The organism is Corallococcus carmarthensis (assembly GCF_003611695.1).
GTDB classification, from domain to species: Bacteria; Myxococcota; Myxococcia; order Myxococcales; family Myxococcaceae; genus Corallococcus; species Corallococcus carmarthensis.
The window spans coordinates 52046-63583 of the sequence record NZ_RAWE01000030.1 but is presented as its reverse complement, the minus strand read 5'-3'; the positions used below and the strand labels follow the sequence as shown (position 1 = coordinate 63583).

At 70.3% G+C, this 11538-nt stretch carries 11 protein-coding genes and 2 tRNA genes; 10 read left to right on the top strand and 3 right to left on the bottom strand.

The genetic code is table 11. The features are described from left to right. Positions 1 to 242: 242 nt before the first annotated feature. From D7X32_RS11570 to D7X32_RS11560, 3 genes are read left to right on the top strand one after another with little or no spacing between them, the layout of a single operon-like run. The gene (locus tag D7X32_RS11570; RefSeq protein ID WP_120602583.1) at positions 243 to 1604 is read left to right on the top strand and encodes a ParB/RepB/Spo0J family partition protein; all 1362 of its coding nucleotides are present in this window, start codon (positions 243 to 245) and stop codon (positions 1602 to 1604) included. Positions 1605 to 1607: 3 nt separating this feature from the next. Next, on the top strand, positions 1608 to 2183 hold the full coding sequence (pyrE, locus tag D7X32_RS11565) for an orotate phosphoribosyltransferase (RefSeq protein WP_120602582.1): 576 nt from the start codon (positions 1608 to 1610) through the stop codon (positions 2181 to 2183). Beyond that, on the top strand, positions 2180 to 2809 hold the full coding sequence (locus tag D7X32_RS11560; RefSeq protein ID WP_120602581.1) for a hypothetical protein: 630 nt from the start codon (positions 2180 to 2182) through the stop codon (positions 2807 to 2809). The genes pyrE and D7X32_RS11560 overlap by 4 nt, the downstream gene beginning before the upstream one ends. A 28-nt stretch (positions 2810 to 2837) precedes the next feature. Here D7X32_RS11560 and D7X32_RS11555 read toward each other — a convergent pair whose 3' ends face one another. The 3 genes from D7X32_RS11555 to nadB are packed head-to-tail and all read right to left on the bottom strand — an operon-like array spanning position 2838 to position 5797. Beyond that, the gene (locus tag D7X32_RS11555; protein ID WP_120602580.1) at positions 2838 to 3440 is read right to left on the bottom strand and encodes an LOG family protein; all 603 of its coding nucleotides are present in this window, start codon (positions 3438 to 3440) and stop codon (positions 2838 to 2840) included. Positions 3441 to 3442: 2 nt separating this feature from the next. Continuing rightward, positions 3443 to 4204, bottom strand: a complete 762-nt coding sequence (locus D7X32_RS11550; protein WP_120602579.1) for a rhomboid family intramembrane serine protease — start codon at positions 4202 to 4204, stop codon at positions 3443 to 3445. Between the two features lie 6 nt (positions 4205 to 4210). Next, on the bottom strand, positions 4211 to 5797 hold the full coding sequence (nadB, locus tag D7X32_RS11545) for an L-aspartate oxidase (protein ID WP_120602578.1): 1587 nt from the start codon (positions 5795 to 5797) through the stop codon (positions 4211 to 4213). A gap of 88 nt (positions 5798 to 5885) precedes the next feature. Between nadB and D7X32_RS11540 the strand changes: the two genes are divergently transcribed. From D7X32_RS11540 to D7X32_RS11510, 7 genes are all read left to right on the top strand, one after another. Beyond that, positions 5886 to 6575, top strand: coding sequence for a lytic transglycosylase domain-containing protein (locus D7X32_RS11540; protein WP_120602577.1), 690 nt, complete (start codon positions 5886 to 5888; stop codon positions 6573 to 6575). Then, positions 6532 to 8268, top strand: a complete 1737-nt coding sequence (locus D7X32_RS11535) for a tetratricopeptide repeat protein (protein ID WP_120602576.1) — start codon at positions 6532 to 6534, stop codon at positions 8266 to 8268. Before D7X32_RS11540 ends, D7X32_RS11535 begins: the two co-directional genes overlap by 44 nt. An 11-nt stretch (positions 8269 to 8279) precedes the next feature. Continuing rightward, positions 8280 to 8969, top strand: a complete 690-nt coding sequence (gene pgsA / locus D7X32_RS11530) for a CDP-diacylglycerol--glycerol-3-phosphate 3-phosphatidyltransferase (protein WP_120602575.1) — start codon at positions 8280 to 8282, stop codon at positions 8967 to 8969. An 80-nt stretch (positions 8970 to 9049) separates the two neighbouring features. Continuing rightward, a tRNA-Gly gene (locus D7X32_RS11525) sits at positions 9050 to 9124 on the top strand. Positions 9125 to 9162: 38 nt separating this feature from the next. Beyond that, positions 9163 to 9237 (top strand) — tRNA-Gly (locus tag D7X32_RS11520). 155 nt (positions 9238 to 9392) lie between these two features. Further along, positions 9393 to 10172, top strand: a complete 780-nt coding sequence (locus tag D7X32_RS11515) for an ABC transporter permease (RefSeq protein WP_120602574.1) — start codon at positions 9393 to 9395, stop codon at positions 10170 to 10172. Continuing rightward, the gene (locus tag D7X32_RS11510) at positions 10173 to 11522 is read left to right on the top strand and encodes an ABC transporter ATP-binding protein (RefSeq protein ID WP_120602573.1); all 1350 of its coding nucleotides are present in this window, start codon (positions 10173 to 10175) and stop codon (positions 11520 to 11522) included. The last annotated feature ends 16 nt before the right edge of the window (positions 11523 to 11538 follow it).

Below are 11538 nucleotides of genomic sequence, written 5' to 3'. Positions count from 1 at the left end.
ACCGCCGCCCGCCGCGCCCACGCCCCGGGCACCGGAGCCTCCGCGCCCGGCGTCCACTGAGCAGGCGAGCAGTGCTTCCGCGCCCCTTTCCCGCGTGATGGGTGCTGGCGCGAAGAAGAAGGTCGTGGTGAAGAAGTCCCGCTAGAGCCCGCCCGCCGCGCCGTCGTTTCCGGCGGCGCGGGGGTGGAACAACCGGGGGTGCCACCATGGACGCCGAGCACAGGGCCGAGGGACAGGAAGGGATGCCGGGCACACCTGGGGAGAACGCGACGCCGTCCCAGCACGAGGGCGCGGCCGATGCGTCCCCGCCGAAGCATGGCGAGGGCGCGGGTGGAGACGTGACGCCGGAAGGCGCGGCCAGCGCCGTGGAGGGTGGAGCCCAGACGGACCTGCCCGGCGAGGGCACGGAGGCCCACGCGGCTGCCGTCGAGGGCCCTGTGTCATCGGGCGGGATGGAGGCCGGCATGGCTGGCGAAGAAATTGCTGCGTCCTCGGGCGGGTCGGACACGCGCACGGCTGCCGGAGAGAGCACTGAATCGCCGGGCGGTACCGGGGGCGAGGCCTCCGCGGCCCCTGGCGACGCCGCCGCGGCCTCCAGCGTGCCGGCCGAGGGCGCAACGGGCAGCGAGGGGGGCGAGGCTTCCCCGGGCGGGCCGGAAGGGGCCGGCGCAGCCGGGCAGGGTGAGGGTGTGGGGACTGGCGCGGAGGCCTCCACGGGGCCCGGCCGCTACGTGGAGCTGGCCTCGGGCGAGCGCGTGCAGGACGCGTCCGGCACGGGCAGCGACGGTGGTGGCGAGGCGAAGGACGTGCTGGCGGAGCCGCGCACCGGCCCGGTGTCGGGTGCGGACAACGCGCTCCTGAGCGCTGGAATCTGGGACGTGGCGAGCCGCGCGAGCCAGGAGGACGCGGGCTCCAGCGCGGAGGCGGAACAAGGCTCCAACGACGACGCGGCGACCCCGGAAGGGGAGCCCCACGCGGAGGCCATCGAGCCGCGCGTGATGGGACAGGTGACGGCGATGGTGTTGCCGCTGGAGCGACTGGAGGAGGACACCACCTTCCGGCTGCGGGATGAGGGCGACGTGTCCGAACTGGCCACGGACCTGGCGCGACTGGGCCAGCTGTTCCCGGTGGACGTGCGCCCGCGCGGCGAAGAGCGCTACCAGCTCATCTGCGGCTTCCGGCGCGTGGCCGCGCTGCGCTTCCTCAAGCGCGACCAGGTGCAGGTGCGCGTGCACGAGGAGCTGTCCGACGAGGACGCGCTCCTGTTGTCCCTGGCGGAGGCCATCCACGCCTCCCCGGTGGAGCACGACGTGCTGGAGGCCAAGCGCGAGTCGCTGGAGGCCGAAGGCCGGCTGACGGCGCCGGTGCGCGACATGCTGGAGAAGGCGCTCGCCACCGAGGAGACGCTGGCGCCGGAAGGCGTCGAGGAAGAGATCGACGCGGACGAGCTGGCGGTGGACGTCGCGCAGCGCATGGGCGCCCTCAACCAGGACCTCTCGCTGCTCGCGGACGTCTTCGCGGCGCTGGACGAATCGCGCAAGGCGGAGCTGCTGATGCAGCTGCGCTACTCGGCGCAGCTGGTGGCGTACCTGGAGGGTCTGTAGCCCATGGCGGATACGCTCGAACGCGACCGCGCCCGGCTCCTGGAGGTGCTCACGCAGCGCTCCTTCGAGCGCCGGCGCGTGGTGCTCTCCTCCGGCAAGGAGTCGGACTTCTACATCGACTGCAAGCGCACGGCGCTGCTCGCCGAGGGGCACTACCTCATCGGCCGGCTGCTGCTGGAGGCCATCCGGCGCGACGCTCCGTCGGCGGTGGCCGCGGGCGGGCTGACGCTGGGCGCGGATCCGCTCGCGTCGGCGGTGAGCCTCACCAGCTTCCTGGAGGCCGGAGGGCAGAAGCCCCTGCATGCGTTCATCGTGCGCAAGGAGCCCAAGGGCCACGGCACCGGCCAGTGGATTGAAGGCCTGTCCGCGCTGGGCCCCGGCGCCCCGGTGGCCATCGTGGAGGACGTGGTGACCACGGGCGCGTCCACCATCAAGGCCATCGAGCGCGCGAAGCTGGAGGGCCTGACGGTGCTGGGCGCCTTCGCTCTGGTGGACCGCCTGGAGGGCGGACGCGAGGCCGTGGAGGCCGCCGGCCACCGCCTCACCACGTTGTTCACGCGCAAGGACTTCATCCCGTGAGAAGGCTGCTGGTGGCCGCGGTGTTGCTCAGCGTGCTGGGCGGTTGCGCCAACACGCCCCCCATCGTCGGGGAGCCCGCGCCCACGCTGGATGATCCGAAGCAGGAGGCCGCGTACCTCGCCGTGTTGGATCGGTACTCGGACCGCCAGGAGATCTACGACGGCTTCGACACGCGCGTCTTCGCGGGGGCCACGTTCCAGACGCCCTCCTTCCGCGACGCCCGCATCCACCGCCGCGCCCTCTTCCAGACGCTGCCCGCGGCGAAGGTGGAGCAGCTCATCGCGGAGGAGCAGGCCGATGCGGAGAAGTTCTACGAGTTCTTCCTGGGCGTGCACGTCAACGACTACCGCTACGACGACTTCGCCCACCGCAACAGCATCTGGCGGATCGCGCTGGTGACGCCCGCGGGGGAGATCACCCCCGTGGAGATCCGCCGGCTGGGCCGGGCGGACCTCAACGTGCGCGCCTACTACCCGTACACCAGCCTCTTCTGGGTGGCGTACCGCGTGCGCTTCCCCAAGACGTTCGCCAACGGCCAGCCCGTCATCCCCGAAGGCACGGAGCAGGTGATGCTCCGCGTCGCCTCGTCGCTGGGGAACGCGGAGCTGAAGGTCAGCGCGCGCTGACGTTTTGAAGCGGGGATGGCCGCGGGCCTCAGGTCTGCTGGCCGTCCTTCAGCCACTTCGACGTGAGCGGCATCGTGGGCCCCGCGAGCAGGCGGTCCAGGAGCGCGTCTGGGGAAGCGTTCACCGCGAAGGGCATGCCCTGCGACTCGGGGACGAAGCCCGCCTCCACCATCCGGTTCACCAGCGCGAGCAGCGGCTGGAAGAAGCCGTCCACGTCCAGCAGGCCCATGGGCTTGCGGTGCAGGCCCAGCTGCGCCCAGGTGACGATTTCGAAGAGCTCATCCAGGGTGCCGAAGCCGCCGGGCAGGGCGAGGAAGGCGTCCGCGCGCTCGGCCATCAGCGCCTTGCGCGAGTGCATGGAGTCCACCCGGTGCAGCTCCGTCAGCCGCGGGTGGGCCAGCTCCTTCGCGTCCATGAAGTGGGGCAGCACGCCCACGGCCTTGCCGCCGTTGGCGATGACCGCGTCCGCCACCGCGCCCATCAACCCCACGCTGGCGCCGCCGTAGACGAGCGTCAGCCCCCGCTTCGCCAGCGCGGCTCCCAGCTTCGAGGCGGCCTCGCGGTACTCGGCGCGCACGCCGGAGCGCGAGCCACAGAAGACGCAGACGCTGCGCACGGTCGGTTCAGCCATGGCTAGAAGACTCCGTGCCGTCCGGGATGGGCGGCGACCACGGCCAGCGCCGCGGCGATGAACAGCAGGACAGGGATGGCGCGCGAGTAGAACTTCGGGCCCTGGCGCAGCGCCAGACCGCATGGCAGGCCGAAGAGGAAGCCCCCCAGGTGCCCCGCCCAGCTCACCCCGGGCAGCAGGCTGATGACCGCCACCTGCACGAGCCAGAACAGATGCTCCCGGCGGCCCTGCTGGTTGAGGATGGGCAGCATCGCGCCGCCCCAGCCCAGGATCATCCCGGACGCGCCCACCGTCACGGTGTTGAAGTTGAAGAAGAGCGCGAACGCGGAGCCGCCCAGCGCCGTGACGAGCGACAGCGCCAGGAACCGCATGCTGCCGATGCCGCGCTCCAGCGACGCGCCCAGCGAGTAGACGGCGGACATGTTGAAGAGCAGGTGCAGCGGGCCGCCGTGCTCGAACACCATGCCCAGCAGGCGCCAGTACTCGCCGTCGCGGACCCACGGGCCATAGAGCGCCAACGGCCCCACGATGCCGTAGAGACCGCCCTCCGGCGTCACCAACCGCCGGCCCATCGAGTTGCTCAGGAAGAACATCACCACCGCGCCGGCGATGATGGCGTAGCTGACGTAGGGCGTGGGCAGCACGCGCTGGGGCTGTTGCGGGCCCTGAGGCGGACCGTCCCCGTCGCGCGGAGCGGGGCGCTGCTCGTCTCCCAGCCCGGAGGGGCCGGGGAGGTCATCCAGCATGCGGCGCGGACGGGACATGGGCGCTCACAGCTCCCGCGAGAGGACGGTGTCGCGCGTGCCCTGGTGTTCGTCCGTGTGGGGGTAGTCCAGGGTGTAGTGCAGGCCCCGGCTCTCCTTGCGGCGGCTCGCGCAGTCCACGATGAGGTGCGCCACCTCCGCGATGTTGCGCAGCTCGATGACGTCGCGGGTGACCTTGAAGCGCCAGTAGTAGTCGCGGATCTCCTCGCGCAAGAGCTCCAGGCGCCGCCGCGCGCGCATCAGCCGCTTGTCCGTGCGGACGATGCCCACGTAGTTCCACATCAACCGGCGGATCTCATCCCAGTTGTGGGTGACGACCACGCTCTCGTCGGAGTCCACCGCGCTGCCGGAATCCCAGGCCGGCGGATCCTCCTTCGGCAGGGACAGCGAGGACAGCTCCTCCGCCGCCACCTGCACCGCGCGGTGGCCGAACACCAGGCCCTCCAGCAGCGAGTTGGACGCGAGCCGGTTGGCGCCGTGCAGGCCCGTGCAGGACACCTCGCCGATGGCGTAGAGCCCCGGGATGTTGGTGCGCCCGTGCAGGTCCGTCACCACGCCGCCGCACTGGTAGTGGGCCGCGGGCACGACGGGGATGGGCTGCACCGCCATGTCGATGTTGAAGGCCTTGCAGGTGGCGTAGATGTTGGGGAAGCGCTCGGTGAGGTACGCGCGGCCCAGGTGCGTCATGTCCAGGTAGACGCAGTCGTTGCCCGTGCGCTTGAGCTCCGCGTCGATGGCGCGCGCCACCACGTCGCGCGGGGCCAGGTCCCGCATGGGGTGGTAGCGGTCCATGAACGTCTGGCCGCCCTTGAGCCGCAGCTTGCCGCCCTCGCCGCGCAGCGCCTCGCTGATGAGGAAGCTCTTGGCCTCCGGGTGGAAGAGGCACGTGGGGTGGAACTGGTAGAACTCCATGTTCGCCACGCGCGCACCCGCGCGGTACGCCATGGCCACGCCGTCGCCCGTCGCGACGTCCGGGTTGGAGGTGTAGAGGTACACCTTGCCCGCGCCGCCCGTGGCCAGCACCGTCACCTTGGAGAGGAAGCGCTCGATGGAGCCGTCTTCCAGGAGCGCGTACGCGCCCACGCACCGGCTGCCGGAAGGGGCGTGCGGACGGCGGTCCAGGATGAGGTCGATGGCGGCCGTGTTCTGGAAGAAGGTGATGTTGGGCTGCTCGTCGCACGCGGCCAGCAGCGCGCGCTGCACCTCGCGGCCGGTGATGTCGCCCGAGTGGATGACCCGGCGGGCCGAGTGGCCGCCCTCGCGGGTGAGGTCGAACTCGCCGCCGTGCCGGTCGAACTCCGCGCCCAGCGCGACCAGTTCCCTCAGGCGCGTGGGTCCTTCCCGGACCGTCACCTCCACCGCGTCGCGGTGGCACAGGCCCGCGCCCGCGACGAGCGTGTCCTCGATGTGCGCGTCGAACGTGTCCGTGGGGGCCAGCACGCTGGCGATGCCCCCTTGCGCGTAGGCCGTGTTGCCTTCGCCGCGCTCGCGCTTGGTGAGCACGGCGACGGTGCCATGCCGGGCCGCCTGCAGGGCGAACGACAGGCCTGCCACGCCGCCGCCCATGACCAGGAAATCAAACCGATGGGGCATGGCCAACAGCCTTAACGGCGGTAAGTGCTGGAAACAAGGCGTTTTCTTGAGGACTTTCCGGCTGTTGTCTAAGGTTTCGGCCGCCGCCATGCGTGTCCTGACCGCCCTGCTTGTCCTGCTGACCGCCGCCCTTCCGGCTTCCGCCGCCGACGGCATCTACAGCTACGTCGAGAAGGACGGCACCATCGTCTACACGAACGTGCCGCCCGGGGGCGCGCGCAAGGCGCGCAAGCTGTCCGGGACCTTCACGCCCGCGCCGTCCAAGTCCGCGCCCGTGCGGGGCCGCTCCCGGACGCCCACGGAGCTGGATCCGCACATCACCACCGCGGCGCTGCGCTACCGCATCCCTCCGGCGCTGGTGCGCGCCATCATGCACACGGAGAGCAACTTCAACCCGAACGCGCTCAGCCACAAGGGCGCCAGCGGGCTGATGCAGCTCATGCCGGGCACCGCGTCGGACATGTACGTGAAGGACATCTTCGACTCGAAGGACAACATCGAGGGCGGCGTGCGCTACCTGCGCGTGCTGGCGAACATGTTCGACGGCGACATGGTGAAGATGGTCGCCGCGTACAACGCCGGGCCGGACGCGGTGAAGAAGTACGGAGGCCAGGTGCCGCCGTACGCCGAGACGCAGGAATACGTGCGCAAGGTCCTCCAGCTCTACTACCACTACAAGGAGCGCGAGCGGCTCGGCCAGGCCGAGGCCAGCAGCCGTGAGCCCACATCCGAGAATGACGACGCGCACGAAGGGGACGAAGGAGCCGGGCCCCGCTGACGACGAGTTCCTGCAGCAGCTCCACCGTGGAGCGGAGCTGCTGGGCGCCGGCAAGGTCACCGAAGCGAAGGACTTCCTGGAGCGTGCGCACCAGCTGCAGCCGCGCCACGAGAAGGCCCAGAACCTCCTGGGCCTGACGTATTTCAAGCTGGGCCTCTTCGACCGCGCCGCCGAGCTGTACGAGATGCTCGTGCGGGACAACCCGGTGGACCCCACGCTGCGCGTGAACCTGGGGCTCGTCTACCTGAAGACGAACGCGCTCCAGCGCGCGGCGCGCGAGTTCGAGACGGCCACCGACCTGGCCCCGGATCACAAGAAGGCCCACAACTACCTGGGCCTGACCTTCGCCCAGATGGGCGAGTACGGCCGCGCGCGCGAGCACTTCCTGCTGTCCGGCAGCGACGCCATGGCGGAGAAGATGTCGCGCGCCATCGCCGGGGAGGGCTACAGCCGTCCGCCCGCCGCCCCCACGCCGGCCCGTCCGCGCGACGATGAGGAGGGGAGTGCCGCCTCCGCCGCGCCCGCGCCCTCGTCCACCTCTGGCGAGAACGACTGGGGCGCCCAGTTCGGCCTGGATGAAGCGCCTCCGAGCCCGCGCACCGCCGCCGCTCCGGCGCCGCGGGCCAAGGCCCCGGACGACGACCTGCGCTTCGCGGAGGACGAGGGCCCGCCTGCCCCCGCGGACGAGCACGCTTTCTCCAAGCACACCCCGCCCGCGGTCCAGGAGGACGAGGACCCCAGCCTCGCCGCGGGCTCGAGCACCGACGAGGACGCGGAGCTCGCCGCCACCACGGACGCGGACACCTCCGGCGCGGACGTCGAGGTCGCCGACGAGCTGCCCCCCACGCCGGTGTCGGAGGAGATCGAGGTCTCCGAGGAGCCGCCCGTCCTCGCGTCCGACCTGGAGTCGGAGCCCGGCGCCGCCTTCGCGGAGACCTTCGCCGCGCTGGAGAAGAGCGAGCCGCCCCCCGTGGCTCGGCCTGCCGAGCCGGCTCCGATGGCCCGGCCCGCCGAGCCGTCTTCCGTGCCCGCCGCCGGGGCCGGCGTGAACCCGCCCGTGCTCACCGAGTGGGTGCCCACGGTGGCGCTGCCGGGCGTGGCGCCGGGCCAGCCCTTCACCCAGGGCGCGGCAGGGGTGGCGCTGGCGGTGAACGGCGAGCTGCTCACGCGGTTGGAGGGGCTGGTCGCGGTGCGTGGACAGGTCACCTTCGAACCGGAGATGAAGCGCTTCCGGGGCCGGGCCACGGACAAGCCCTTTGGCGAGGGCCACCAAGCCATGGTGCGCGCCCGGGGGCAGGGGACGCTGCACCTGGAGCCCGTTTCCGGAAGGCAGCTGGTGCCGGTGGTGCTGGACGACGAGTCCGTCTACCTGCGCGACGCGTGCGTCTTCGCCTTCGAGGAGCCGGTGGTCTTCGAGAACGGCCGCGTGCCGTCGGAGCTGGCGGAGGACCTGGACCTGGTGCACCTGCGCGGACAGGGGCGGGTGCTGCTCAGCCTGACAGGCCCGCTGCGCTCGGTGCCGGTGGCCATGGACCAGCCGGTGACGGTGCCCCTCACGCACCTGGTGGGCTGGGTGGGCAACCTCACCCCCCGTGTGGTGCCGCTGGTGGTATCCGCTGGCGGGGAGACACTGCGCGGGGCGGTGGAGCTGGGCGGTGAAGGATTTGCCCTCATCGCACTCGGGGTCCGGTAGAACGCGCGCCCATGGCCACCGAGCGAGCCCTCAGGAAGCAGCGCAAGCGCGAGGAGCGGGCCCGCCGCCGCGCCTCCCGCCGTCCCAGCATCCTGGTGCAGGAGTTCTGGAACCTGCCCAACATGCTCACGCTGGGGCGCATCCTCATCATCCCCCTGTTCGTCTGGCTCACCTACGACGCGGACCCCCTGCACTCGCTGCTGGCCGGCCTGGTGTTCGCGGTGGCCGCCATCACGGACGTGGTGGACGGCTACCTGGCCCGGCGCTGGAACCTCATCACCGTGGTGGGCAAGTTCATGGATCCGCTGGCGGACAAGCTCATCGCCATGGCCGCCCTGGTGATGATGGTCCGCCTGGGCCGCATCGCCGCGTGGGTCGTCATCGTGCTGCTGGCCCGCGAGTTCATCGTCAGCGGCCTGCGCACCATCGCCGCCAGCGAGGGCATGGTCATCGCCGCGGGGCAGGAGGGGAAGTGGAAGACGTCCCTCCAGCTGGTGGGGATCATCTCCCTGTGCGTCCACTACGTGCACCCGCTGGACCTGGGCTTCCGCACCGTCACCGTGGACTACAACCAGGTGGGCAAGGTGCTGGTGTACCTGTCGGGCGCGTTCTCCGTGTGGAGCGCCGTCGTCTACTTCCGTGCGTTCCTCGGGATGCTCGCCCGGCGGGGAGGGGCGGATCCGGATGCGAAAAGTGTTTGACGTGTCCGGGGGGCCTCGGTATATCCGCCCCACTTCCGGGGCGGCACTGACCGGGCGGTAGGCAGCACGCGGCACCAGATGCGGGAATAGCTCAGCGGTAGAGCATCGCCTTGCCAAGGCGAGGGTCGAGGGTTCAAATCCCTTTTCCCGCTCCAGACGCAGTCAGCAGTAAAGTCGTTCCGCAGCACCTCATGCGGGAATAGCTCAGCGGTAGAGCATCGCCTTGCCAAGGCGAGGGTCGAGGGTTCAAATCCCTTTTCCCGCTCCAATCAAAGGCCCTCTGGGAAACCAGGGGGCCTTTTTCTTTCTCCCCTGTTGGTTTGCCGCAGGGGCGTCACAGCAGGCGGACGCGCGAGGGGCCGGCGGTCCGCTGTTCCAGGGCGTTCGCCACTGGCGGACCCTTTGCGGTATGGATACCGGCGCATGATTCGCAACTTCCGGGAACTCTATTCGTACCGGGGGCTCCTCCTCAGCCTGGTGCAGCGCGAGCTGAAGGCGCGCTATCGCGGCTCGGTGCTGGGCTTCTTCTGGACGTTCCTGAACCCCACCCTGCACATGCTGGTGTACGCGCTGCTGTTCGGCGTGTTCATGAAGAACCAGATCCCGAACTACGCCTACTTCATGTTCGTGGGCCTGTTGCCGTGGATCTGGTTCTCGACGTCGGTGTCGGCGGGGGCCAGCGCCATCAGCGACCGGCGCGACCTGATGACCAAGGTGCGCTTCCCGGCCCAGGTGCTGCCGGCGACGGTGGTGGCCACCAACTTCTGCAACTTCATCTTCTCCCTGCCCCTGATGGTGGTGCTGGGACTGATTTTCGGCGTGGTGCCGTCCTGGCACGTGGTGCTGTTCCCGGTCGTGGTGCTGGTCCAGATGTGCTTCACCTTCGCGGTGGTGTACGCGGTCAGCGCCTTCAACGTGACGTTCCGGGACCTGCAGCACATCGTGATGAACCTGATGACGCTGTGGTTCTTCGTGACGCCCGTGCTCTACAAGCTGTCCACCATTCCGGAGGAGTACCGGCGCGTGCTGCAGGTGCTCAATCCGATGTCCATCCTCATCACCTCGTACCAGGCCATCTTCTACGAGCACCGGCTGCCGGATACGGTGCCGCTCGTGTCGCTCCTGGTCGTCTCCGTCGTGCTGCTGTGGGGTGCCACGCAGATCTTCGAGAGCCGCCGCGAGGAGTTCGCGGAGTCCATCTAGATGGCCCAGCCACCGACCGAGGACGCCATCGTCATCCAGGACGTGGTGAAGAACTTCCGGAAGAAGACCATCCGGGGGGAATACACCACGTTCAAGTCGGAGCTCGTGCGCTGGCTGCGCGGGCAGCGCCATGCCGCCTTGCAGGGCAGCCGCTTCATTGAATCCCTGCGCGGCGTCAACCTGCGCATCCCCAAGGGCCAGACGGTGGCCATCCTGGGGCGCAATGGCTCCGGCAAGAGCACGCTGCTGAAGCTGATCACCGGCATCTATACGCCCACGTCCGGCAGCATCCAGGTGAATGGCCGCATCTCCGCGCTGTTGGATCTGGGCGCGGGCTTCCACCCGGACTTCTCCGGCCGGGAGAACATCCTCATCAACGGCATCATCCTCGGCATGTCCCGGGCCGAGGTGCGCGCGAAGATGGATGACATCATCGCGTTCAGCGAGCTGGGGGAGTTCATCGACGAGCCGGTGCGCACGTACTCCAGCGGCATGTACATGCGCCTGGCGTTCTCCGTGGCCACGCACGTGGACCCGGACATCCTCATCATCGATGAGATCCTCGCCGTCGGCGACGAGCACTTCAGCAAGAAGAGCCTCGCGAAGATGACGGAGTTCAAGCGGCTGGGGAAAACCATCGTCCTCGTCACGCACGACATGTCCACCGTGGAGCGCTGGTGCGACCAGGCGGCGTGGCTGGACGGTGGGCGGATCCGCCGCGTGGGGACGCCCGCTGAGATCGCCGCCGAGTACCGGCAGGCGGTGTCGCTCGCGGAGGCGCGTTCCACGGTGTTCACCCCGCCGGCCCTGACCGAAGGGGGCGGGGCGCTGCCGTCGCTGCCGGAGGGCCCGGTGGTGCGGGACGAGCCGCCAGCGTCGCCGCCGGTCGCCGTATCGCGGGTGTGGCTGAGCGGGCCGCGCGGAGAGGAGCTGGGGCTCGTCACCGCGGAGACGCGCACGGAGGTCTGCATCGACTACGTGGCGCGCGAGTCGGTGGAGGACGTGGAGTTCGTCCTCACGTTGTCCAGCGCGGACGGGGCGGTGCTGTACGTGACGAGCACGCGGACGGACCGGGTGCCGCTGCCGGCGCCGCTGCCGCCGCAGGGACGGCTGCGCTTCGTGCTTCCCCGGGTGGGGCTGCTGGGCGGCTCCTACGTGCTGAGCGTGGAGCTGAAGACGGGCAACAACGCGAATCCGGAGCCGGGCCGGGAGGCGCGCTGCACCTTCTCCGTGTCCACGGAGCACGACGACCGGGGCGTCTTCCGTCCGGAGCATTCCTGGGTGGTGGAGGAGGCTCCGGCCGCTCCCGTCCAGGCGGTCTCCGTGTCCAAGCATGCCGCGGCCTCCTGAGGGGGGAGGAGGCCTC

Coding starts and splice junctions, on each gene's coding strand:
- D7X32_RS11555 (WP_120602580.1), bottom strand. CDS start 3,440: ATGGCTGAACCGACCGTGCGCAGCGTCTGCGTCTTCTGTGGCTCGCGC.
- pyrE (WP_120602582.1), top strand. CDS start 1,608: ATGGCGGATACGCTCGAACGCGACCGCGCCCGGCTCCTGGAGGTGCTC.
- D7X32_RS11550 (WP_120602579.1), bottom strand. CDS start 4,204: ATGTCCCGTCCGCGCCGCATGCTGGATGACCTCCCCGGCCCCTCCGGG.
- D7X32_RS11540 (WP_120602577.1), top strand. CDS start 5,886: ATGCGTGTCCTGACCGCCCTGCTTGTCCTGCTGACCGCCGCCCTTCCG.
- D7X32_RS11535 (WP_120602576.1), top strand. CDS start 6,532: ATGACGACGCGCACGAAGGGGACGAAGGAGCCGGGCCCCGCTGACGAC.
- D7X32_RS11510 (WP_120602573.1), top strand. CDS start 10,173: ATGGCCCAGCCACCGACCGAGGACGCCATCGTCATCCAGGACGTGGTG.
- D7X32_RS11515 (WP_120602574.1), top strand. CDS start 9,393: ATGATTCGCAACTTCCGGGAACTCTATTCGTACCGGGGGCTCCTCCTC.
- pgsA (WP_120602575.1), top strand. CDS start 8,280: ATGGCCACCGAGCGAGCCCTCAGGAAGCAGCGCAAGCGCGAGGAGCGG.
- nadB (WP_120602578.1), bottom strand. CDS start 5,797: ATGCCCCATCGGTTTGATTTCCTGGTCATGGGCGGCGGCGTGGCAGGC.
- D7X32_RS11570 (WP_120602583.1), top strand. CDS start 243: ATGCCGGGCACACCTGGGGAGAACGCGACGCCGTCCCAGCACGAGGGC.